Raw genomic sequence first — 22,566 nt, forward strand, 5'->3', positions numbered from 1 at the left:
GGTTTTTTTTATAATTTGGTCTTATTAAAATTTAGCTATTATTTTTCCTTAAGTTCTATTTTTACACCTATAGATTTTAGCCTCTCTACCAGATGTTCATAGCCTCTTTCTATTTGATATACATTGCGTATAATGCTTTCTCCTCTGGCACAGCAAGCTGCTATTACCATAGCCATTCCTGCCCTTACATCAGGGGAAACCAGTTCGCTTCCTTGCAGTGAGCTGGGGCCTGAAATAACAGCCCTGTGCGGATCACAAAGAGTAATGCGGGCTCCCATTCCTATTAGCTTATCTACAAAAAACATTCGAGATTCAAACATTTTTTCGTGGATTAAGACGGTGCCTTCCACCTGTGTAGCGATGACTGTCATAATACTGGTTAAATCAGGAGGAAAACCCGGCCATGGAGCATCATCTATTTTGGGAATCATGCCTCCCAAATCACAGTTTACCTGCATCTTTTGCTTGTCGGGGACGGTAAGGGTGCTTCCTTCTAAAGACCAGCCTATGCCCAACTTGCCGAAAGCCACCTTTAAGGGCCGCATATCTTTTGGTTCTACATCGGTAATTTTTAGCTGCCCGCGGGTAACGGCTGCAAGACCTATGAAGGAGCCTATTTCCATATAGTCAGGTCCTATTCTGTGCTCTGTTCCGCCTAATTTTTCAACTCCTTCAATAGTCAGGATATTAGAGCCTAGTCCGCTGATCTTAGCACCCATTTTATTTAGCATTTTACACAGCTCTTGAACATGGGGTTCGCTTGCCGCATTTGTTATAATTGTTGTTCCTTCTGCAAGGCTTGCTGCCATTATAGCGTTTTCCGTTGCCGTAACGGAAGCCTCATCTAAAAATATATCTTCGCCTTTTAGTTTGTGTGCAATAAAAGAAAAATTTTGATCCGTTTCGACTCTTGCACCCAATTCCGTTAAGGCTAAAAAATGGGTATCCAGACGGCGGCGGCCTATAACATCTCCTCCGGGAGGAGGCAGAACGGCTTTTCCGGTTCTCGCTAAAAGAGGTCCGGCAAATAAAATAGAGGCTCTTATCTTTGAAGCGAGGTCATCTGGTATCTTGCTTGTTTTTACTTTTTCTATTTGGAGTTTAAACACATTCTTTTCTATCTTTTCGTAATGGCCTCCCAAAGCTTCAAAGACTTGAAGCATTACAAAAACATCTTCAATTTCAGGAATGTTTTTTAGGATAATAGGTTCTTCTGAGAGAATAGCAGCGGCTATGCAGGGGAGGGCCGCATTTTTATTTCCGCTTGCTTTTATGGTCCCTTTTACCGGGAATCCGCCTTGTATAATATATTCATGCATATATAATCTCCCATAAAAAGTCAACAAACAAAATCGACTTTCTTAAAAAAAATTAAAATAGATGGCAGATAAAAATTAAACTGCAAGATTCATACGGTTGTATGTTCCTTTCATCTTTTCACAGTCAAAATCTTCTTTATTGCTGAGCATTGCCCATACAATCTCTGCCAACTTCCTCGCAGCGGCTATGATTGACTTTCCGCTGCCCTTATGTGTTTTCATATATTCATAACGCTGCATTAAACGCCAACAGGCAGTATCTTTGCAACGTCTTATACCCATTACCAATTGTACAAAGCTCACTCTTAATTCCTGCGGGCCTCGCTTCGTAATTTTTCCATGCCTAATACTTTCATTAGAATCAGACACCCATGGAACAAGTCCGCAAAGGCTGCATATTTTTGCACTTGCAAACCTTCCCATATCCTCAGTATAGGCTCTTATAGTCCATGCCGTTATCTTTCCACAACCTCGTATACTCAAAGACGATTTACCATTTGATCATCCTTTGTCAATTCTGTAAGTTGTTTTCTATTATCTTGACACTTTCTTCCATTTGCCTTATAATTTCAAACATCAGTTGTACTGATTGTGCCTCGAGCACGTTGTCGTTATTCGACTCAAGGACGTCAGAACTCTCTGGCGTCCTTTTTACTGTAGGCTCCTGCTTTCATCTTTTAGCCCCATACTTAAAAGAGCATGAACTTCATTCTTTTGACCTACTATCGAGCGAACCAGCCTTTCCCTAGACTTTAAAAGCCGCCTCATATTTTCAGTTTCTTTACTGCAAAGATAGCTTTCAGGTAGCATGTCTTTTGAAAGAAACTCTGAAATTGTACAAGCATCATGCTTATCAGTTTTTTTAGCAGATTCAGTTATAACCTTGAACTTCAAAGTATTTATGACTGTAACTTCTGCTCCGGCTTTTTCTACCTCGTGTTTGAAAAAACGGGTGTTCCCTGTTGATTCAACTCAATTTTACAACAGCTCCGATTTCTTTGTAAGCTTTTATTCTTGTCATAAAGTCGGCATAACCTTTGTCATCAGTTTTATATTGTCTTATCTGATTTAGGGTTTCAGACCTTTCTTCCGTTCTTACATGAACTGTAAACTGTGTTTTGTGCAAATCCACGCCAATAAAAAATGTCATTTCGACCTCCCTCCCTTTGTGTTTCAGCGGAAAGTCTTTTCGGTAATATATTCCAATCTCCCATTCAGTCTTTAACGACTACTGTATGATGCGGCAAAAGCTCTTCATTCTCCCATTCGGAGGTCATTGCCTCCACTAAACATGACGAACTATTGCCTGGTTTCCACTGAACTTCTTTTTAGTTCAGTTTATCACATTACCGTTTGTTTGTTTACTATTTTATCATACCTCCTATAAAAACCTTTTTATAACGAACTTTAGTCAATTCTGATAACCGAGGCAACTCGTCCGTCTATAGTATATACATAATCTTTCTTTGTTGTATCCGGAAGCTGTGTTCCTCCCGAAAAATAAGCATAAATCCATGTTCCGGAGGGTAAATTTAAATTTAATTCATACCTGCCCGGAGAAACTTCCGTAAGTTCATACATAAAGGGATCCCAATTATTAAAAGAACCTGCAAGGCTTACGCTTTTTTTAGGTTCACCTAGATAAGTAAATTTTACCGAATTTTTATTGCTTACTTCGGTTCTATATTCTTTTTTATAGGGAACGCTTATGCGGGATACGCTCATGTTGTGATTAAAGTCAAAGAAGGTATTTTTGTTTAAGGGATCTGATGACCAAAGGCCGTCTATTACGAGCCTGTATTTAATCTCGGTAAATTCTTCAGGTATTGTAAAAATATGAAAAAAAACGGTTTCTTTCTCTTCACTTAATTCTCCGGGTATGAGTTTTTTAAAGGAATGAATTTTTTTATAATCTTCATGAGAAAAGACTATACCTACATGCCTCTTCCCTGTTGCCGTAAATATTATATATCCATCCTTAATCTTAGGAGGTTCAATTCTTACAATAGATTCTACGAGCTTTTTATAAACATCCGATTCTGCAGTATTTTCCGGGAAGGACGGCAGTAAAAAAAAGGAGATAAAAATCAATAAGATCAGTGTTTTTTTCATTGTAATTCCTCATTTAAGTTTCGGAAAAATAAAAAAAATCTTAAGCAAGAAAGTTTAGGCTTGAGGAGGCAGGACTTTTGCCCATTCCTTTATACAGGATTGGGGTTCTTCTGTTTGCAGTATCTTTTGGAAAAAAGGATTTACCGATGGCACTTGGCTCTTTAAAACATTTAATTCCGATTGAGAAAAACGCGAAAGTACATAACCTGAAATATCGGGGGTGGAATCTCCGCCTTGAGCAGAAAAATCGGGGCGGCCTATGCCTATCCTCAGCCTGAAAAAATCGGCTGTACCCAAGGTTGTTTTTATAGATCTTAAACCGTTATGGCCGCCAAGCCCTCCCGACCATTTGAAGCTTATAATACCGGGTTTTAGCTCCAGCTCATCATGTACTATCAAGATATTTTCGGGTTTTATCCTAAAAAAAGAAGATGCTGCAACGACGCTTTCTCCAGAAAGGTTCATATAAGTCTCCGGCTTTAATAGATGAACTGCCCTTCCGTCAGTTAAGGCAGAAGAAACTTTTGCATATTGTCCCTTAAATTTATCTTGCCATAGAACATTTTTACTTATATCCAGTTCATCACATAAAACCCAGGCGGCATTATGCCTTGTGTTTTCGTACTTTTTTCCGTAGTTTCCTAAAAAAACAATTAATTCCAGCATCTTATCCTCAATTCTAAGCCGATTACATTTTGAATTCTTCACCCAGATAGATCTTTCTGGCAATTTCAGAGTTTAGAATTTCATCCCGTGAGCCCTGTTCTACAATTTCTCCATTCCCTATTATGTAGGCTCTATCGGTTATCTCTAAAGTGTCCCTGACATTGTGATCAGTGATTAGAATTCCTATGCCTTGATTTGCTAATATCCTTATTATACTCTTTATATCATGTACGGCAATCGGATCGATTCCTGCAAAAGGTTCATCTAAAAGTAGAAATTTGGGCTCAATAGCCAGGGCCCTTGCGATTTCCGTTCTTCTTCTTTCGCCGCCCGAAAGGGTGTAGGCTTGCTGTTTACGGTTTTCAGTTATACCGAATTCTTCGAGAAGAAAATCCAGTTTTTCTTTTTTTTGCTCCTTAGAAAGATCTTTGCGGGTCTCTAATATAGCATATATATTTTGTTCTACCGTAAGCTTCCTAAAGACGGAAGCTTCTTGCGGCAGGTAGGAAATGCCTGCATGGGCTCTTTTGTACATAGGCAGATTCGTTATCTTTATTCCATCCATATAGATATCGCCTGAGTTTGGTTTGTAAAAGCCGACAATCATATAGAAAGATGTAGTTTTTCCTGCACCGTTAGGGCCTAAAAGACCTACGATCTCGCCTTGCTCCATCGAAAAGCTTAAATTATTCACAGCATGTTTTTTTCTAAAAAATTTATTTAAGCCTTCTACCTTTAGAATACTCTTTGTATTGAACATAGGATTACTCCTGTTTAATTTCTTTAGTAAGCGGTTCCGCTTCTTGTACTGCCGTATCTTTTTCTTCCTGTTTTTCTTCTTTTTTTTGCTCTACCGAGCCCCGAACTCTTCCGTCCAGTATAATGTCTTCAGTGTCCAGATTAACCGATATTTTCCCGGCCTTAAATTCATCCTGTCCTTTTTTTACCACCGGACGGCCGGTCAATTCCAATCTTGATTCATTGCGGTTATACAGTGCAAACATCGAGTTACAGCTTATATCTTTATTGACTATTTTTACGCTAAAGCGCATAACCATGACTTCCTGCTTTTTTTTATATTCCATATTTTCAGAGTTTATGCTTACATCATTTTTTGAATCTTTAAGCTCTACTTTACCGAACATTGTAACGGTATCGGTTTTGCGGTCGAATTTGATTAAATCTGCACTAAAACTATATCCTTTTTCAATATCTTCGCCATTAACCGAACCGCTTGCATTGACATATCTGTAGTCTGTTCCAAAAATTTCTATACTGTTAGCAGATATGGTAAGGCTGTCTACCTTAACTTCAGCATTTCCTATCAAGTTGGTAGATTTTTTATTTTCTGCTACAGAGGCTGTTACCTTATCGGCCTTAAAACTTATCTTTGAGCTTTGTGCATCAATCTTTATTAAAAAGAGAAAAGTAAAAAGACATGATATAAAAAATATTTTATGTTTGTATTTTTTAGTTTCCATTTTTTTGCTCCTCCTTTGAATTTATATTCCCTTTTACTGACTGTACAAATTCAAATTCTTTTGATAATGTATTTGCTATAAAACCTGTTCCTTCAATATAAAATTCATCGCCTTTTTTAAAGCTTACTATTCCTTTTTCCGTTCCGTATAAAATATTTTCGGTTTTATCCCAAAAGAAAGCATCTCCTGAGATGGCAAGGTTTTCTTTTAAATCTTCAAAGAAAACTTTTTTACCTAAAAAATATTTATTGTTTTTTTCATCTATTTTTACGATTCCTGCTCTTCCTTTTAATTCGGCGCTTATTTTATCATTTTGAGGCTTAGTTTTGTCTGCTTTAAAAAATCTCAAGTTTTTCCCGACCCATACCTTATCAGGATCGTAAATTTCCAGCTCAGTAAAATTCACTCTTAAATTTAGGGATGAGTCCTCATATTTGTCCAAATTTGCATTTTTAAATACAAAATTCGGTTTTTTTTCAAAATTTTGTGTCTCTTTACTATAGTTTAAACTACAAGAAAGTGATATAATGGCTGGAATAGAGGCTATAAATAAAAATTTAGCTTTCTTGAACATAGTTTTATTATACTATCTTTTTTAATCTTAGTCAAAAGCCTTGACTGCCGATTGACATAATTAGGTATAGGGCGTAAACTATGGAGAAAATGTAAAAAAATAAATTTAAAGATAACTAGGAGCCTAGAGTATGTCAGAATTTTTAACTGATCAAGAATTCCGTATGTTTAGCGATTTGATATATACCGCAAGCGGTATTACTTTTTCCGATACTAATAGGTCTATTTTGGAAAGCAGATTAAAAGGAAAACTTAGGGAAAAGCAGCTTGAAAAGGTTTCGGATTATTATGAAATGATTATAAAGAACTCGGAAGAGCAAAAGAATCTTTTAGACTCTGTTACAACGAATCTTACAAGATTTTTTAGAAATCAGCCTCATTTTGATGCATTAGAAAACTATGTTATTCCTGAACTTGTAAAGGTAAAAAGAGCCTCAGGTAAAAATAAAATTAAAATATGGAGCGCCGGCTGCTCAACCGGAGAGGAGCCTTATACCATAGCTATGGTTATGAAAAAACATCTTCCCGCAGGATTTTCAGCAGAAATTACAGCCTCCGACTTATCTCTAAAATGTCTTCTTGTCGGAAAAACAGGCTTTTATCAAGAATCCAGAGTTGCCGGAATTCCGGAAGATTATTTAAAGCTTTATTTTGATAAGGTAAATGACGGTTACCAGGTAAAAAAAGACATAATGCAGATGGTAAATTTTGACTACCACAATTTAAAGCATGATTCAAAACATACCGACTTTGATCTTGTATTTTGCCGCAATGTTTTGATCTATTTTGACGAACCTGCACAAAAAGATGTTATTGATAGGTTCTGGCGTGCTATGTCGCCAAAGTCATTTTTATTTATAGGACATTCCGAGTCTTTATTCGGTATGGAAACTCAATTTAAGTTTGTAAAAACGGATTGGGCGTGTTTTTATCAAAAGGGATTTTAATTTTACAATTTTTATATATCTTTTTAGAGGAGTCTTTTTATGGAAGATATTCGTGTTTTGATAGTAGATGATTCGGCATTGATGAGAAACCTGATAGGGAAGATTGTTGAGGCTACACCCGGGTTAAAGATTGCCGATAAGGCTATGAACGGCCGGTTTGCACTTCAAAAACTTGACCGTGTAATGCCTGATGTGATTGTTTTGGACTTGGAAATGCCTGAGATGAACGGCATAGAATTTTTAAGGGAGTTAAAAAAACAAAATATAAAAATCCCTGTAGTAATTTTGTCCAGTATTGCAAAAGAGGGTGCTAAGGTTACTATGGATTGTTTAGAACTTGGAGCTTGCGACTTTATTACAAAGCCTTCTGGCTCTGAATCTGCTAATCTAACTACAGTTTCAGAAACCCTTTCAAAAATGCTGCTTGCCTACGGCCGGCGTCATCAAATTGAAACAGGTACAAGAGGCACAGATACAAAGCACCCTGTTTCGGACACATTTAAAAGTCCTCTCCCCAAGCCTATGGCAGCTCCTGAGCCTCAAAAAGAAGAAAAACCTAAGGCTCAAAGAGAGCATGGAAATATTCAGATTATTGCTATCGGTATTTCAACCGGAGGCCCGAATGCTCTTCGTCAAGTATTTGCATCTATTGATAAGGATTTACCCCAGCCCATAGTTGTTGTACAGCATATGCCCCCAGGATTTACAAAAGAATTTGCTGCAAGTTTGGATAAGATCTGTCCTCTTGAAGTGAAAGAAGCCGAAGACGGTGATCTTATAAAGCCCGGCCGCATTCTCATTGCTCCCGGAGGAAAACACTTGATTGTAGAAAAGCGTTCTCTTGCCGCTGTTGCAAAAGTTATAGATACGGAACCTCAAAGCGGTCATAAGCCCAGCGTCGATGTTCTGTTTGAATCGGTTGCAAAGGAATATCAAAATCATGCTCTAGGTATAATAATGACAGGTATGGGCAAAGATGGAGCTCAAAATATTACAAGGCTCTACACCGAAGGCTCCCGCACGATAGGCCAAGATGAGGCCTCTTCAGTCGTATACGGTATGCCCCGTGTCGCATGGGAAATGGGAGGCGTTATGGAGCAGGTAAGCCTTGATAATATGGCTGCTGCCATAAACCGCTACGGCAAGGAATTTGCCTAAAAATTTAAGCTGGTATAAAAAAAACCGTCCGGTAAAGGACGGTTTTTTATTCACATTTTAAAATAGATTTAGAGCCTGATAAAATGTAATAAGAGCTCCCCGTATTTTGAATAAAGTTTTATTTCATTTACTGTAAGTTTAAGAATCTCTGTGTTTTTTAAATTTTGCTCAAAGGCCTTATCAAATGGCTTTCCTATAGTATTTGACGGGTCGACATGCTTTTTTTCATTTATTTGAAAATTAAAAAAGTATTCTGTTTGCTTTGTCTTTGTTTTTTGTTTCCATATTCCGGTATAGTCGCTTATTCCGCTGGTAGCTTCAAATTTTCCATCCTTTAAAAACTTAATACGGGAAGTAAGCATATTTGCATCTAAAAACATATACTGTCCGTTTTCAAGATAGCAGCCGGCCAGTCTCCAAACCCTTTCGGTTATATATTCGTCAAGTGGCGCTAAAACGATTTTTTCTTTTAGCTGAGAAGACCTTTTATCTTCTTTTTGTGTAGATTTTAGGGTTTCACATGAGCCTATGAGTACAATACTCATTATGGTAAGTAATAAAATAAAGCTTCTTTTCATGTTTTATATTCTACGCAAAAAATTTGAAAAAAACAAGATACCTGATTGCTTTTTTTTTTTATTTGATGTAACATTAAGCAACATAATTCTTGCAATGAGTTTATTTACAGCTTTGGGGAATTAGCTCAGTTGGTAGAGCGATTGGTTCGCAATCAATAGGTCGTGGGTTCGATTCCCATATTCTCCAATACCTTTTCCGCTAAAAAATATATTCCGGGAGCATCTTAAATGAACCACTCTTTTAAAAACTTTTTGGTTAAAAAGAACATCGAAATATCGGCTAAGCGTTATTTTATCGACGCTATGAGTGCGATGGCGATGGGGCTTTTTTCTTCTCTTTTGGTAGGTACCATACTAAACAGTATCGGTCTTAAACTTAATATTCCTTTTTTGACTAAAACCGTCTGGCCGATCTGCCGAGATATGACGGGGGCCGCAATCGGTATAGCCATAGCCCATGCTTTAAAAGCCCACACCTTTGTGCTTTTTTCGGCAACGATAGTAGGCTTTGCAGGGAACAAGCTTGGCGGGCCTGTAGGCGCCTTTGTCGCAACGATAATCAGCACCGAGCTTGGAAAGGCTGTCTCCCGCGAAACAAAGATTGATCTAATCGTTACCCCTATGGTAACTATTATTTCCGGTACTATAATTGCGGCCTTGGTAGGGCCGGGAATGTCCTCTTTTATGACTTGGCTTGGAAAAATCATTATGGACGCTACTACCCTCCAGCCCTTTTGGATGGGAGTTACGGTTTCAGTGTTGGTCGGCATTATTCTTACCCTGCCTATAAGCAGTGCTGCCATCTGTATGATGCTTTCTCTTGCAGGGCTTGCAGGAGGAGCTGCAACCGTCGGCTGTGCCGCTCAGATGATAGGCTTCGCGGTTATGAGTTATCGGGATAACGGGCTTGGAGGAAGTTTTGCCGTAGGCATAGGAACAAGTATGCTCCACATGCCCAATATTATCAAAAACCCTAGGATATGGATACCGCCGACCTTGACGGCGGCTATTTTAGGCCCCTTGGCTACTATTATTTTTAAAATGGAAAATATCCCCCTCGGTTCAGGTATGGGAACCTGCGGCCTTGTCGGTCAAATTGGAACTATAACGGCAATGGACTCTATAGGGAAGGGAGGCCTAGACACATATTTTGCTATTTTTCTTTTACACTTTATCCTGCCGGCTGTATTAGCATTATTTTTTACCTTTATTTTAAGAAAGATAAATTGGATTAAGGATGGGGATTTAAAGCTGGATCTTTAAAGCGTTTTTTATAATAAATTTTACGGGAGAAATCAGCAACACTGATAAAAAAAAGACGGCATTTACTGCCGTCTTTTTTTGTTTAACAAGCTGTTTTATTTAGCCCCAAAAAGCTTTTAGCATAGGAGCTATAACCAATGAAACCATTGACATAAGCTTAATCAATATGTTGATGGAGGGACCGGAAGTATCTTTGAAGGGGTCTCCTACAGTGTCGCCTACAACAGCGGCCTTGTGAGAAGGTGAGCCTTTTCCGCCTGCGATTCCGCCTTCAATCATCTTCTTTGCATTATCCCATGCACCGCCTGCATTGGACATAAAGACTGCCAATACAACGCCCGATACGGTTACGCCTGTCAAAAGACCGATTAACATTGCGGGGCCTCCTGCAAAGCCTACAATGATGGGGGTAACAATTGCAGCAAGACCCGGGATAATCATTTCTTTTAATGCAGCCTGAGTACTGATATCTACGCACCTCTTATAATCCGGTTTTTCGGTATTTTCCAAGATGCCGGGGTGCTGTTTAAACTGGCGGCGAACTTCTTCGATCATCTTATGAGCAGCTTTTCCTACAGCCGACATTGTTAAGGCTGAGAACAAGAAGGGGAAAACTCCTCCTAAAAGAACGCCGACAAGAACGTTAATGTTTGTAATATCTACGCTTGCTACACCGGACTGCTCTTTAAATGAGGTAAAGAGGATGATGGCTGTTAAAGCAGCTGATCCGATAGCAAAACCCTTACCGATAGCGGCTGTTGTATTTCCTACAGCATCAAGGCTGTCAGTAATATTGCGGACATCCTTGGGGAAGTTTGCCATCTCGGCAAGACCGCCTGCATTGTCGGCTATTGGGCCGTAAGCATCAACTGCAAGCTGGATTCCTAGGGTTACCAACATACCTACAGCAGCTATACCTACACCATAAAGGCCTGCCAACATAAAGCTTGAAAAGATTGAAGCTCCGATTAAAAGCATTACAGGGAAGGCGCTTCTCATACCTACGGCTAAACCTGAAATAATCGTGGTTGCAGCTCCTGTTTCGCAAGCATCTACTATGCCTTTAACCGGCTTTTTGCCTGTACCTGTGTAGAATTCGGTAATGATACCGATTAAAACGCCTGCGGCAAGACCTATTACTGTAGAAGCAAATACATGTAAATATCCTTGGGTTCCGTTAAATGTTGCATCGCCCATGATGAATTTTACCAGGAAGAAAACAAAGATGGTTGCAACGATTGCGGCTCCGAAAGTTCCTGTGTTAAGGGCTTTTTGAGGGTTTGAACCGGGTTTTGCCTTTACAAAGAATGTTCCGATTAAAGAGGCTGCAAGGCCTACAACCGAAATCAGCAAGGGCAAAATCATCATCTTAATTTTTAAAGAAGAATCGGGTGTATTTATGATTAGGCCTAAGATCATTGCTCCTACCAACGAACCGACAAAGGATTCAAAAAGGTCGGCACCCATGCCTGCAACGTCTCCTACATTGTCGCCTACGTTGTCTGCAATAGTGGCAGGGTTTCTGGGGTCATCTTCGGGGATACCTGCTTCAACCTTTCCTACAAGGTCGGCTCCTACGTCGGCAGCCTTTGTATAAATACCGCCGCCTACACGTGAAAAAAGAGCAATCGAGGATGCTCCCAAAGAAAAAGCTGTGGCTAAGGGTAAAATAATGTCTTTTAGTACATCTTCACTTGTTCCTAAAATTGAAGTAGAAAGAATGAGAACGATAAAAAGGCCTATAAAAGCAAGACCGACAACGCTCATTCCCATAACGCTTCCGCCTGAAAAAGCAATTTTTAAAGCTCCGTTTAGGCCCTGATCCTTCGCAGCCTGTGTTGTGCGTGAGTTGGCCTGTGTTGCAACACGCATACCTATGTATCCGGCCGACATTGAAGCAAGAGCGCCGAGCAAGAATGAAAGGGACTGGAACCTAAGAGCTCCATTATTTCCGATAGCTAAAAAAACGGCAACTATGGCGATAAAAGGAAGAAGAGTTAAATATTCTCTTCTTAAAAAAGCCATGGCCCCATCGGCTATATGGCCTCCAATTTCTTTTAAAGACTGATCTGAAACCTTTTGTTTATAAATCCACAAGGTTCTTACAAGTGCATAAGCTAGGGCTGCAATCCCGCCTCCAAGCACAGCATACAATGCGAGTGAAATACTCATTTGTTCCTCCTGTTGTATTGTACAACTTGAAATAGATTATACGGTTTTTCCGTCATAATATCTTTAAATTTAGCATATTTTTAATAGTTATGCAATAGCCGCAGCAGAATCTAATTGAGAGGTTTTTATAAACCTGTTTTATAAAACTCCGGCTTCAAGGTCAAAACCATTACGGGCTATGATTTTTGCTTTGACTATGGAGCCCGGAGCAATATCCTTGCCTTCCGAATCCTTTTTTTCATAAGTAAAGTTTAAAATTACAGCTCCGTCTACATCGGGAGCCTGAAACCATGCTCTTCCGAGGGCTAAAAAAGTTTTATCGTCTTCTGTTTTATCATCTTCCTCTGTAGGGATTAGCTCTTCAATAAAGACTTCCGTTTCGGTACCGATAAAGGATTCAAGTTTTTTTTCGGTAATTTCTTTTTGAATAAGTCTGATTTCTTCAAGCCTTTTTTCTGCCGTCCTTTTAGGCACAGGTTTTTTAAAGGAATAAGAAGCCGTATTTTCTTCTCTGGAATATGTAAAACCTCCCGACCACAGGGGCTGCAGTTTTTTTAAAAATTCGGCAGTTTTTTTAAAATCTTCTTCGGTTTCTCCCGGAAAGCCCGCCAAAAAAGTTGTGCGTATTTGAGGCTCTCCATAAGGACTTGCCGATTTTCTAAAAGCCTCTCTTATGGCTTGAACCAATTCCAGATACTTTTCAGCAGAGCCTTTTCTATTCATAGCCTTGATTATTGTTTCCGACCCGGATTGAAAAGGTATATCAAAATACGGTAAAAACCTTTTATCTTGAGTTATTATATCGAGTATGTCGAGGGGAAAATGATCGGGATGGATATAAAGGAGGCGAATTTTAAAAGAACCTTTTATTTTTGAGATAGCCTCTAAAAGTGATGCTAAGCCGGACTTGGAGCTCTCTTTAGGCTCTTTGGTGTCATCTTTTCCTGTTTGATAGGCCGCTAAGTCCTGACCTATCAAGTTGAACTCATAAAAGCCTCTTTCCAGAAAAGTTTCTATTTCATCACAAATTTCTTTTATAGGGCGGCTTCTAAGCCTTCCTCTTATAATCGGGATAGCACAAAAGCTGCAAAAGTTATCACAGCCTTCGGTTATTTTAATATAGGCCGAACGTGGAAAATTAAGTATTTGCGGCCTTTCCCCTCCGCAGACACCTATCTGAGGCGGAACTAGGATATTACGGGTCAGCTTTTTATTTTCCGGCTTTTTTGAAAACAGTGTATTCACTATTTGGGGTAAAAGGGAAAGATTTCCGTTTCCAAAAATAGCGTCTGCTTCAGGCAAATCTTTTTTTAAAGTCTCAGCATAGCGCTCTGCTAGGCAGCCTGCTAAAAGGATTTTTGCTTTTGGATATTCCAGTCTAGCCTGTAAAACAGAGTTGAGAGACTCTTCCTTTGCAGAGTTAATAAATCCGCAAGAGTTGACAATTATAAGCTCCGCTTCATTTGGATCAAGAGTATTTTCCCATCCTAATTGACCCATTATACCGATAATGAGCTCTGCATCTACCTGATTTTTTGCACAGCCATGCAAATCTATAAAAAATTTCTTTGAAGGCATCTAATTTTAGTCAACATCTATCACTATAAATTTATAGCGTTTGGTCTGGTCATCCTTTATCCATTTTAGGTCTTTTACTATGACCTCTCCGGGGCGGCTGATATCAAGATCAACGGTTTTGCCTCCTGCTACAACTTGGAGTTTTACGGCATTGCCGTTTGAAGCCCAAATTCTTAAGCCGTCATTGGCTTGAACGGTCAGCTGTTCGGCTTTTTGGTAATAGCGTTCTTCTCTATTTTTTCTATCTGCCTCATGTCTGAAAAGGCAATAACCTCGGAAAACTGCATTTAAGGTAACGGGGTAGGCTGAGCCGCTTTCAAAAAGAACCTTGTAAGAAGAGGCTGCTGCAGAATTGGGTTCGGTGATTACCAGATCTGAGCTAGACGGGCTTAAGTCATCTTGATCTATTGATGCCCCGCTCAATATTGAAACAAGGGCCCCGGTATTGGGATTATTTTTATCTATATCCTCTAAGGATATCTCTAGGTCAATGGTTAAATCATTGTTGAGATCTATTTTTACGGTCTGTCCAAGACTTATAACTTGCGTACCGGCATCTGTTTTTAAAGTTAATTTGGGACTGATTTTTTCCACTTCGATTGTATATTTTTTATTTTCTATACTTAGTTGTAAAGAGTCTCCTTCAAATATTCTTTCTTCAAATTTTGACTGAGTTATTTCGTATAGTTTTGCTTCCCTTTTTTCTATGATGTTTACCTTTGAGTTTTCTTCAAGTTTTTTTTGACGAATAGCCGGTATCCAGTCTTTAACGGCAAAAAAAGTGAGGGTTATTATAAGGGCAAGAGCAGCTAAAATACCTAAGCCTATAATTAAAGGTTTGGAGAAAGAAAAACTTCTTTTTTGCAGTAAGGCATCGGGAGGAAGTGATGTCTCCTGTATTTTTACTTGCTTATAAAGATTTATTGTTTCATCGGGATCAAGCCCTAAATATTCACAGTAGCTTCTTAAAAAACCTACAACATAAGGCTCTGCCGGAAAAACTTCGTAATCTCCATTTTCCAGGGCTTCCAAATATCTTTTAGCTATGTTCGTTTCTCTTGCTACTTGGTCTAATTCAAGCTCATTTTTTGTTCTTGTTTCTGTGAGCAGACTTCCGATTTTATTCATTTTTTATCTCCCAAATTAATCGACAAAAAGAAAATTATTAAAAGTTTTTGCGGTCGAAGGCGCATCAAATACGAAATTCTTACTGCCGACGCCGGCATTTATTCTGTAATTGTAAAAATCAAAAACTATCTTACCTCCTGAAACAGGAATAGCTTCGATTCGGCGTATTAATTTACCGTCAGGATAAATCATAACACGCAGGGTTTTAAATGCTTCTGTTGCGGATTTTCGGTTCATAAGCAAAATAATAACATTTTCCGATGAGCCTTCCTCCAACGGCTGAGGAGCCGATGTAACCTCATATTGAATTGTGTAGCCTCTTTTCATAAGAGATAAACCTTGAGGTGTTGCTAACGATGATCCTCCGGCATTGCTCTGTTCCACATCTTGGGTTAGAATTGTTCTGTATTGAGGCAGGTAAATTGAAAGAGTATTTCCGTTAAAAACAATACATTGTTCTGCAGGGGATTTAAAGTCTAAGCGAAGTTTATCCGGTTTTTTAAACATTGCTGTGGCCTGTTGTGTTGACGATCCGGCAGCTATATTCATGTCGACAATATAATCCTGTATTTGAGCATACCTATCGGAAACTGAATTAAACAAATCGCCTGCAGTAGTTATATTTTGAGAAAAGCAAAGCGAACCTATGAGAATAAATAAAATAACACTTATATTTTTTTTCATGTATCTCACAGTAAAGCAAAAAAAAGCTATAAAGTCAAGTAGACGCATTTTGAAAAAATATGTGTATTCGCTTGTAACGAGTTTTTTACTTTTTTGTTTTACGAGAGCGGTACATATAAATAAATTATTATAGATACAGAATAAGCAAAGCTTAAAACCGAAATGAGATTGAAAATATTTAGGGAGAACTATTATGATAGACACCGGCATCACAGAAAAAAAGAGAGACTTTTTTCTATTAGGTATAAAATAATACTGTTTTTTGTATTTACTATTTTAGTTTTTACAAGCTTAATGGTATATATTATCGGAAAGAATATTAAGCGGGAAAATTTAAAGCGGGTAGATAGGGTTATTCCTCGTGATCTGGAATATATATCTAACGCGTTTACAATATTTTTTGATAATGCAAAATCTGTTCTGTTATCCGTTTCACAAAATAAAGACGTTAGGTCTGCAGACGGATCTATAAATTCTTTTGCCCTATCGGAGACTAAAACAAGCTTAAAAGCTGTAAATAGAAGTGAAACGGAAAAAAATATAGTTGATGTTTTTAGAAACTTATTTTCAAGTTTTCCGGAATATGTTGAAGTTTATATGGGAACAAAGTGGGGCGGTTCGGTTACCAGTTATGACGGAGAAATGCCTGCTTTTTTTGATCCCCGCAAGCGTAAATGGTATGAAGATGCCGTTGCTGCGAATGGAGATACGGTAATAGCCGAAGCTTTTGAATCTACAGTCGGAGATACCGTTATCGGTCTTTACAAAAGTGTTTTTTCTGAAAACAGCGAATTTTTAAGGGTTGCAGGTATTGAAGTTACTCTAAAAACTTTAACCGATATGATTTCCAAATCTAAGCTTGGAACAAAAGGATATTTTATGCTTATTCAAGAGGATGGGACGATATTGGCTGATCCTAAGCATATGGATTTTAACTTTAAAAATATTTCTAATGTTCCAATTCCTGATTTGGCTAAGCTTAAAGATTCAATAAATAAGAGAATTTTTATTGACGGTAAGTATTGGCTTACTTATACAAAGATTATAGAAGGGCTTGAGTGGAAAATAGTAGGATTGATTCAGGAAGACGAGGTTTATGCAGAATATTATTCAGCTATAAGCTCTATCATTAGTATAAGTTTAGCCGTGTTACTGATATTTCTTCTAGCTTTTATAATAATTGTCCTTAGAATTACTGACCCAATAAAAAAAGTGCTTTATGTGTTAAAAGATATTTCTGAGGGCGGGGGAGATTTGACTGTCCGGCTGCCTATAAGGGGTCGGGATGAAACGGCAAAATTATCAGCCTATTTTAATAAGACTATATCAAAGATATGCTCTTCCATCAAAACGGCATCTGAAAATACCGATATAATGAGGAATTTTAGTGAAGAGCTGGTAGGAAGTATAGCCCAGACTGCCGGTTCTATAAATCAGATAACCTCAAACATTGATGAAATAAAAGAAAAAATTTCAAAACAATTTTCAAGTATTGATCATACGGGAACTTCAATAGGTATACTCCTTCAAAATATTGAAAAGCTTGATTCTCATATTGAAAATCAGTCTGCAAGTATGACCGTTTCTTCTTCGGCAATGGAACAGCTTATACTTAATATTAAGAATGTGGGCGGTATTTTGGAAAAGAATAGGGATTTAATTACACGGCTGGAAGAAGCCTCCGGCTATGTAAAGCAGTCTTCGATAGAGTCTGCAAAACTTACATCCGAAATGAGTGAAGAGTCTGAAGGCCTTTTAAATGCCGGAAAGATTATTCAGCATATTGCAAGCCAAACAAATCTTCTTGCGATGAATGCCGCTATTGAGGCGGCTCATGCCGGCGAGGCAGGAAAGGGCTTTGCCGTTGTTGCCGATGAAATAAGGAAGCTGTCTGAAGAGTCCAGTACGCAGGGAAAAACCATAACAACCGTTTTACAAAATCTTAAATTAAAGATAGATAAGATTGCATCTGACAGCATAAAGTCCGAAGAGCTTTTTATGGAAAACTTTAGGCTTACTGAAGCTGTAAGAAATCAAGAAAATATGATAATGCAGGCAATGAAAGAAGAAATTGCAAGAGGCGAAGAGGTCTTAAAAGCTATTTCAGGCTTTATTGAAGCTACTGCGTCGGTTAAAGAAAGTTCAACCGAAATGCTTATGAGCAGCAATACTGTATCACAAGAGATGCAGAATATATCGAAAATAAGCGAAGTTATTACAAAGGGCATGAATGATATGTCTGTTGATGCAGAAGAGATAAATAAGGCTGTTAACGAAATAGATTCTATGAGTCAAACCCATCAAGACAGCATAAATAGTCTTGCAAAGGAAATGAGGCAGTTTAAGGTTTAGGTGTTAAAACTTCAATAATAAAGCAAAAAAACGCAGGGCTCATTAAAAGTCCTGCGTTTTTTTGGTATCAGCCGTTTTATTTTTTATATTTTTGCTCGACCAGTTTTTTTACAAACTCGTCTTTAGCAACATATGGAATAGTGATGTGTCCATTTGAATAGTTTTTGTTATATTCGATACTGGTGGTAATGGAGTTTTCGTTGCGGGCCCAGTTTCGGCGGGCTACGCCTCCCATTACGTCCCACATAATGGCCGATTTGATGATTTCGTCAACACGCTCGCTTCCGTCAAGCACGAGGCCGAAACCTCCGTTAATGGATTTTCCTATACCTACACCGCCGCCGTTGTGGAGGGCTACAAGGCTCATTCCCCGGGCTGCGTTTCCGGCATAGCACTGTACTGCCATGTCTGCCATTACATTGCTTCCGTCCTTGATATTGGAAGTTTCGCGGAAAGGAGAATCGGTGCCGCTTACATCGTGGTGGTCGCGTCCCATCATAACGGGGCCGATTTCGCCCTTGCGTACCATTTCGTTAAACTTTAAGGCAATGTCGCGTCTTCCTTCTGCATCTTGATAAAGAATTCGGGCTTGAGTTCCTACAACTAATCTATTCTTTTTGGCATCGCGTACCCAGTAGTAGTTATCCCTGTCCTGTCCGCGGCGGTCGGGGTTGATACAGCTCATTGCGGCGGCATCCGTCTTGTCCAAGTCTTCAGGTTTTCCTGATAAGCATACCCAGCGGAATGGGCCGTAACCGTAGTCAAAGAGTTCGAGTCCCATAAGGTCTTCTACATAAGAGGGGAAGATAAAACCGTCTTTTTCATCGATTCCGTTTTTGGAAACATCCTTTGCGCCCGCATCAAACACGGCTTTGAGGAAGGAGTTTCCGTAGTCGAAAAAGTATGTTCCTCTCGATGAAAGAATTTTGATAAGCTCAAAGTGGTGCTTTAATGTAGAATCTACCCTCTTGCAGAATTCTTCGCGGTTTTCATAGAGGAGCTTAGTTCTTTCTTCAAAGGTCATCTTTTCGGGACAATAGCCTCCCTCATAGGGTGCATGGCAGGATGTTTGATCAGAAAGGAGATCGATGTGAACTTTTTTGTCTACACAATATTGAAGAAGGTCTACAATGTTGCCGTGATAGGCGATTGAAATAGGCTCCTTCTTTTTTAGGTACTCGTCAACCTTTTTAAAGATTTCATCCAAATTGTCGGACATTTCGTGAACCCAGCCTTGTTCAAGACGGGTATTTATTCTCGATTTATCGACTTCGGCAAAAACACCGACGGCATTTGCAATTTCGCAGGCCTTGGGTTGGGCTCCCGACATTCCGCCCAAACCGGAAGAAATAAAGAGCTTTCCCTTTAAGTCGCCGTCGCTTGCGACTCCCAGTTCCTTGCGGCCGGCTGTGAGGATTGTATTAAATGTTCCGTGAACTATACCTTGAGGGCCGATATACATCCAGCCGCCGGCCGTCATCTGGCCGTAGTTGGCAACGCCCATTTCTTCTGCAACTTCCCAGTCCTTGTAATTGTCAAACATACCTATCATAAGGCCGTTTGTAATTATAACTCTCGGAGCTTCCGGTTTTGAAGGGAAGAGGCCTAAGGGGTGCCCCGATTCCATAACAAGGGTTTGATCTTCGGTTAATTCTTCCAAGTATTTTTTGATGAGGCGGTACTGGAGCCAGTCATGGCAGACCGAGCCCGTTTCACCGTAGGTTACAAGCTCGTATGGGTAGAGGGCGACATCAAAGTCAAGGTTGTTGTCTATCATAACCTGCATAGCCTTTGCTGCAAGACATTTGCCCTTGTACTCATCTATGGGTTTTCCGTAGATGTTTCCGTGGGGCCTATAGCGGTAAGCATAGATTCGGCCGTAGGTAAAAAGTTCATCCAAAAACTCCGGAGCGAGCTTTTCATGAAGTTCTTCCGGTACATAGCGGAGGGCGTTTTTTAAGGCCGTCTCTGTTTGAGACTTTGTCAAGTTAAAGCCTCGGCTCGGCGCCCTTCTTATTCCCTTTTCAAAAACGGGATCGGGGGGAAGCGTTGCATCAAGTTTGATTGTCATCGCTTTTCCGATTTCTTTGTTTGTAATCATAATAGATTTCTCCTTTAAATATTAAAATTAAGTAAAAGTTACATAATTACCTTCTGTAGAGTATACAGTATAGCATGAAGGTTGAAAATATGCAAGATTTTATGTGCTTTTTACTTTGCTGCAAAGAGGTTTATTTTGTATTAACGATTAACGACCGGCTTATAGACTGCTCCAATTAAAGCTTTTAAAGATTTTCCAAACAAGTTGTTTTTTTTGTCAAAAAAGGTTAGAATAGAATTTATGGAATGGAAAAATTTAGATAAGTGTACATCTTTTACACAATTACAAAAAATTCATAAAGAACAAGCTGAAAATTTAAAGCTCGCAGATATTTTCAATACTGAAAGTTCGGTTAAAAGAGTAAAAAATTATTCGGTTAAAATGGGCGGAAACCTCAAATACAATTATGCGGCCAAGCCTGTAAACGATGAAATTCTTAAGGCTTTGCAGTCCCTCGCCGATGAGCAAAAGCTGATCGAAAAGTATGAGCTTTTATTAAACGGAGATTTTATAAATACCGGCGAAAACCGTATGGTCCTCCATCAGCTCACCCGCGGTCAATTAAAAAATGATGTAGTTTATAAGGGCGTAAACATGAGGAGCTTTTACCTCAACGAGCTCAAAAAAATAAAAGAATTTTCCGAAGCGGTTCATTCCGGTAAGATTAAAACCTCTCAAGGAAAAGTCTTTACCGATGTAGTTCAAATCGGAATAGGCGGCTCGGACCTAGGCCCCAGAGCCATGTACATAGCCTTAAAAAATCGGGCAAAGACAAAGATGAGGGCTCATTTTATTTCTAATGTAGACCCCGACGATGCAGCCGAAGTTTTAAACTCCATAAATCTTGCAAGCACCCTTTTTATCCTCGTTTCAAAAAGCGGCACAACTCAGGAAACTCTGGCAAACGAAAGATTTGTAAAATCCGTTCTCGAAAAAAACGGCCTTGACTGCAAAAAACAAATGCTTGCCGTTACAAGCGAAACAAGCCCCCTAGCAAATAACCCCGGCTATCTTACTTCCTTTTATATGGACGATTTTATAGGCGGAAGATATTCTTCAACTTCGGTTTGCGGAGCGGCAGTACTCGCTCTCGCCTTCGGTATGGAAACGGTGGATGCCTTTTTAAAAGGAGCAGCAGAAGGAGATAAGCTTTCACTAAACAAAAACATAAAAGAAAATGCAAGCCTCTTGGATGCCCTCCTCGGCATTTATGAAAGAAACATTTTAGGCTGCTCGGCAACGGCCATTCTTCCATACTGTCAGGCCCTTTCCCGCTTTCCTGCCCACCTCCAGCAGTTGGACATGGAATCGAACGGAAAAACGGTAAACCGTTTCGGCGAAAAAGTTTCTTATAAAACGGGTCCCGTAATTTTCGGAGAGCCGGGCACAAACGGACAACACTCTTTTTATCAGCTCCTTCATCAGGGAAGCGATATAATCCCCTTGCAGTTTATAGGCTTTAAAAAAAGCCAAATCGGTCTTGATATCGAAAGCGAGGGCTCAACCAATATGCAAAAACTGAATGCAAATTTGGCAGCCCAAATTATGGCCTTTGCAGCAGGAAAAACCGATACAAACAAAAACAAGGACTTTGCAGGCAACCGTCCCGCAAGTTTAATCTATGGGGAAGAATTAACTCCCGAAAACCTCGGAGCCCTCCTTGCCCATTACGAAAATAAGGTGATGTTCCAAGGTTTTATCTGGAACTTAAACAGCTTTGACCAAGAGGGTGTTCAGCTCGGAAAAACCCTTGCAAAGAAGGTGCTTTCAAACGATATGCCCCCTACTCTCAAAGCCTTTTCGGAATTCCTTTTATGAAAATTATAAATGCTGAATTTATAAAGGGAGCCGTTAAGGCGGAACAGTTTCCTGAAATCGGTGTTTCGGAATTTGCTTTTTTCCGGCGCTCCAATGCAGGAAAGTCGAGCCTCATAAATATGCTTGTTAACAGAAAAAATTTGGTCAAGACAGGTTCCCGTCCCGGAATGACGCGGGAAGTAAATTTTTTCTTGGTAAACTGTCCGGCTTCTTTAAATTTTAACCCTAAGACAAAAAAGTTTTCAGGGCCGGTTCCAAAAGACATGTTTGTGCTCACAGACCTTCCGGGCTACGGCTATGCAAAACTTTCAGGCGGCATGACCTTGCAAATCGACAAGATGCTCTACGAATATTGTACAAACCGCCCCCTCTTAAAGACCATCTTTTTTTTAATGGACATGAGGCGGGAACCTACCGAAACCGAAAAAGAAAGTATCGGCTTTTTTCACGGCTTAAATATTGAGGTTGTAATAGTCGGAACCAAGGCCGATAAGATAGGCAAAAATGATCAGATAAAGGCAAAAAATGCTTGGGCAGACTTCTTTAACTTTGACAAAGATCTCATTATAATAAGCTCTGCTGCAAAAAAAACCGGACGGGATAATATTTTATCATTAATAACAAAAAGGATTTAAC

General features: G+C 39.3%; 20 protein-coding genes, 1 tRNA gene and 1 pseudogene. 7 read left to right on the forward strand and 15 right to left on the reverse strand.

Going from position 1 to position 22,566, the window contains the following annotated elements:
• Nucleotides 1–38: 38 nt before the first annotated feature.
• The 9 genes and pseudogenes from murA to E4N78_RS02850 form a co-directional block, all read right to left on the reverse strand.
• Nucleotides 39–1,319, reverse strand: a complete 1,281-nt coding sequence (gene murA / locus E4N78_RS02810; RefSeq protein ID WP_255811564.1) for a UDP-N-acetylglucosamine 1-carboxyvinyltransferase — start codon at nt 1,317–1,319, stop codon at nt 39–41.
• A gap of 75 nt (nt 1,320–1,394) precedes the next feature.
• The gene (locus E4N78_RS02815; RefSeq protein WP_255811565.1) at nt 1,395–1,802 is read right to left on the reverse strand and encodes a transposase; all 408 of its coding nucleotides are present in this window, start codon (nt 1,800–1,802) and stop codon (nt 1,395–1,397) included.
• A 168-nt stretch (nt 1,803–1,970) separates the two neighbouring features.
• Nucleotides 1,971–2,240 (reverse strand): annotated as a pseudogene (locus E4N78_RS02820) (IS110 family transposase); the annotation flags it as partial.
• 46 nt (nt 2,241–2,286) lie between these two features.
• Complete coding sequence (locus tag E4N78_RS02825) at nt 2,287–2,469, reverse strand: hypothetical protein (RefSeq protein WP_255811566.1); 183 nt, start codon at nt 2,467–2,469, stop codon at nt 2,287–2,289.
• Between the two features lie 257 nt (nt 2,470–2,726).
• Nucleotides 2,727–3,431, reverse strand: a complete 705-nt coding sequence (locus tag E4N78_RS02830; RefSeq protein ID WP_255811567.1) for a glycogen-binding domain-containing protein — start codon at nt 3,429–3,431, stop codon at nt 2,727–2,729.
• Nucleotides 3,432–3,485: 54 nt separating this feature from the next.
• Entirely contained in the window at nt 3,486–4,097 is a 612-nt protein-coding gene (gene pth / locus E4N78_RS02835) for an aminoacyl-tRNA hydrolase (RefSeq protein WP_255811568.1), read from the reverse strand.
• A gap of 22 nt (nt 4,098–4,119) precedes the next feature.
• The gene (gene lptB / locus E4N78_RS02840) at nt 4,120–4,857 is read right to left on the reverse strand and encodes an LPS export ABC transporter ATP-binding protein (RefSeq protein WP_255811569.1); all 738 of its coding nucleotides are present in this window, start codon (nt 4,855–4,857) and stop codon (nt 4,120–4,122) included.
• A 4-nt stretch (nt 4,858–4,861) separates the two neighbouring features.
• Nucleotides 4,862–5,578, reverse strand: a complete 717-nt coding sequence (locus tag E4N78_RS02845) for an LptA/OstA family protein (protein ID WP_255811570.1) — start codon at nt 5,576–5,578, stop codon at nt 4,862–4,864.
• Entirely contained in the window at nt 5,568–6,152 is a 585-nt protein-coding gene (locus E4N78_RS02850) for a hypothetical protein (RefSeq protein ID WP_255811571.1), read from the reverse strand. The genes E4N78_RS02845 and E4N78_RS02850 overlap by 11 nt, the downstream gene beginning before the upstream one ends.
• A 130-nt stretch (nt 6,153–6,282) precedes the next feature.
• On the opposite strand from E4N78_RS02850, the gene E4N78_RS02855 reads away from it, so the two are divergent.
• Nucleotides 6,283–7,098: a CheR family methyltransferase gene (locus E4N78_RS02855; protein WP_255811572.1), complete on the forward strand. Its 816-nt coding sequence runs from the start codon at nt 6,283–6,285 to the stop codon at nt 7,096–7,098.
• A 39-nt stretch (nt 7,099–7,137) separates the two neighbouring features.
• Complete coding sequence (locus E4N78_RS02860; protein WP_255811573.1) at nt 7,138–8,256, forward strand: protein-glutamate methylesterase/protein-glutamine glutaminase; 1,119 nt, start codon at nt 7,138–7,140, stop codon at nt 8,254–8,256.
• Between the two features lie 68 nt (nt 8,257–8,324).
• Here E4N78_RS02860 and E4N78_RS02865 read toward each other — a convergent pair whose 3' ends face one another.
• Entirely contained in the window at nt 8,325–8,834 is a 510-nt protein-coding gene (locus E4N78_RS02865; RefSeq protein WP_255811574.1) for a hypothetical protein, read from the reverse strand.
• A gap of 114 nt (nt 8,835–8,948) precedes the next feature.
• Between E4N78_RS02865 and E4N78_RS02870 the strand changes: the two genes are divergently transcribed.
• Together E4N78_RS02870 and E4N78_RS02875 are read left to right on the forward strand one after the other, a co-directional pair.
• Nucleotides 8,949–9,021, forward strand: a tRNA-Ala gene (locus tag E4N78_RS02870).
• A 41-nt stretch (nt 9,022–9,062) separates the two neighbouring features.
• Nucleotides 9,063–10,097: a PTS sugar transporter subunit IIC gene (locus E4N78_RS02875; RefSeq protein ID WP_255811575.1), complete on the forward strand. Its 1,035-nt coding sequence runs from the start codon at nt 9,063–9,065 to the stop codon at nt 10,095–10,097.
• Nucleotides 10,098–10,196: 99 nt separating this feature from the next.
• Here the strand turns inward: E4N78_RS02875 and E4N78_RS02880 are convergent, their stop codons facing one another.
• The 4 genes from E4N78_RS02880 to E4N78_RS02895 form a co-directional block, all read right to left on the reverse strand.
• Nucleotides 10,197–12,269: a sodium-translocating pyrophosphatase gene (locus E4N78_RS02880; protein WP_255811576.1), complete on the reverse strand. Its 2,073-nt coding sequence runs from the start codon at nt 12,267–12,269 to the stop codon at nt 10,197–10,199.
• 138 nt (nt 12,270–12,407) lie between these two features.
• Nucleotides 12,408–13,847 (reverse strand): 30S ribosomal protein S12 methylthiotransferase RimO, encoded by a 1,440-nt coding sequence (gene rimO, locus E4N78_RS02885; RefSeq protein WP_255811577.1) that lies wholly within the window; start codon nt 13,845–13,847, stop codon nt 12,408–12,410.
• Between the two features lie 6 nt (nt 13,848–13,853).
• Nucleotides 13,854–14,975 (reverse strand): helix-turn-helix domain-containing protein, encoded by a 1,122-nt coding sequence (locus E4N78_RS02890; RefSeq protein ID WP_255811578.1) that lies wholly within the window; start codon nt 14,973–14,975, stop codon nt 13,854–13,856.
• 15 nt (nt 14,976–14,990) lie between these two features.
• A complete protein-coding gene (locus E4N78_RS02895; RefSeq protein WP_255811579.1) occupies nt 14,991–15,659 on the reverse strand; it encodes a LolA family protein in 669 nt (222 codons plus the stop codon).
• 294 nt (nt 15,660–15,953) lie between these two features.
• Here E4N78_RS02895 and E4N78_RS02900 point away from each other — a divergent pair, with 294 nt between their 5' ends.
• On the forward strand, nt 15,954–18,011 hold the full coding sequence (locus tag E4N78_RS02900) for a methyl-accepting chemotaxis protein (protein ID WP_255811580.1): 2,058 nt from the start codon (nt 15,954–15,956) through the stop codon (nt 18,009–18,011).
• Between the two features lie 76 nt (nt 18,012–18,087).
• Here E4N78_RS02900 and E4N78_RS02905 read toward each other — a convergent pair whose 3' ends face one another.
• Complete coding sequence (locus E4N78_RS02905) at nt 18,088–20,112, reverse strand: urocanate hydratase (protein WP_255811581.1); 2,025 nt, start codon at nt 20,110–20,112, stop codon at nt 18,088–18,090.
• 240 nt (nt 20,113–20,352) lie between these two features.
• On the opposite strand from E4N78_RS02905, the gene E4N78_RS02910 reads away from it, so the two are divergent.
• Together E4N78_RS02910 and yihA are read left to right on the forward strand one after the other, a co-directional pair.
• Nucleotides 20,353–21,930: a glucose-6-phosphate isomerase gene (locus E4N78_RS02910; RefSeq protein ID WP_255811582.1), complete on the forward strand. Its 1,578-nt coding sequence runs from the start codon at nt 20,353–20,355 to the stop codon at nt 21,928–21,930.
• Nucleotides 21,927–22,565 (forward strand): ribosome biogenesis GTP-binding protein YihA/YsxC, encoded by a 639-nt coding sequence (gene yihA, locus E4N78_RS02915; RefSeq protein ID WP_255811583.1) that lies wholly within the window; start codon nt 21,927–21,929, stop codon nt 22,563–22,565. The genes E4N78_RS02910 and yihA overlap by 4 nt, the downstream gene beginning before the upstream one ends.
• The last annotated feature ends 1 nt before the right edge of the window (nt 22,566 follow it).

Source organism: Treponema denticola, from assembly GCF_024400535.1.
Classification (GTDB): Bacteria; Spirochaetota; Spirochaetia; order Treponematales; family Treponemataceae; genus Treponema_B; species Treponema_B denticola_C.

Coding starts and splice junctions, on each gene's coding strand:
- murA (WP_255811564.1), bottom strand. CDS start 1,319: ATGCATGAATATATTATACAAGGCGGATTCCCGGTAAAAGGGACCATA.
- E4N78_RS02825 (WP_255811566.1), bottom strand. CDS start 2,469: ATGACATTTTTTATTGGCGTGGATTTGCACAAAACACAGTTTACAGTT.
- E4N78_RS02830 (WP_255811567.1), bottom strand. CDS start 3,431: ATGAAAAAAACACTGATCTTATTGATTTTTATCTCCTTTTTTTTACTG.
- pth (WP_255811568.1), bottom strand. CDS start 4,097: ATGCTGGAATTAATTGTTTTTTTAGGAAACTACGGAAAAAAGTACGAA.
- lptB (WP_255811569.1), bottom strand. CDS start 4,857: ATGTTCAATACAAAGAGTATTCTAAAGGTAGAAGGCTTAAATAAATTT.
- E4N78_RS02845 (WP_255811570.1), bottom strand. CDS start 5,578: ATGGAAACTAAAAAATACAAACATAAAATATTTTTTATATCATGTCTT.
- E4N78_RS02850 (WP_255811571.1), bottom strand. CDS start 6,152: ATGTTCAAGAAAGCTAAATTTTTATTTATAGCCTCTATTCCAGCCATT.
- E4N78_RS02855 (WP_255811572.1), top strand. CDS start 6,283: ATGTCAGAATTTTTAACTGATCAAGAATTCCGTATGTTTAGCGATTTG.
- E4N78_RS02860 (WP_255811573.1), top strand. CDS start 7,138: ATGGAAGATATTCGTGTTTTGATAGTAGATGATTCGGCATTGATGAGA.
- E4N78_RS02865 (WP_255811574.1), bottom strand. CDS start 8,834: ATGAAAAGAAGCTTTATTTTATTACTTACCATAATGAGTATTGTACTC.
- E4N78_RS02875 (WP_255811575.1), top strand. CDS start 9,063: ATGAACCACTCTTTTAAAAACTTTTTGGTTAAAAAGAACATCGAAATA.
- E4N78_RS02880 (WP_255811576.1), bottom strand. CDS start 12,269: ATGAGTATTTCACTCGCATTGTATGCTGTGCTTGGAGGCGGGATTGCA.
- rimO (WP_255811577.1), bottom strand. CDS start 13,847: ATGCCTTCAAAGAAATTTTTTATAGATTTGCATGGCTGTGCAAAAAAT.
- E4N78_RS02890 (WP_255811578.1), bottom strand. CDS start 14,975: ATGAATAAAATCGGAAGTCTGCTCACAGAAACAAGAACAAAAAATGAG.
- E4N78_RS02895 (WP_255811579.1), bottom strand. CDS start 15,659: ATGAAAAAAAATATAAGTGTTATTTTATTTATTCTCATAGGTTCGCTT.
- E4N78_RS02900 (WP_255811580.1), top strand. CDS start 15,954: ATGGTATATATTATCGGAAAGAATATTAAGCGGGAAAATTTAAAGCGG.
- E4N78_RS02905 (WP_255811581.1), bottom strand. CDS start 20,112: ATGATTACAAACAAAGAAATCGGAAAAGCGATGACAATCAAACTTGAT.
- E4N78_RS02910 (WP_255811582.1), top strand. CDS start 20,353: ATGGAATGGAAAAATTTAGATAAGTGTACATCTTTTACACAATTACAA.
- yihA (WP_255811583.1), top strand. CDS start 21,927: ATGAAAATTATAAATGCTGAATTTATAAAGGGAGCCGTTAAGGCGGAA.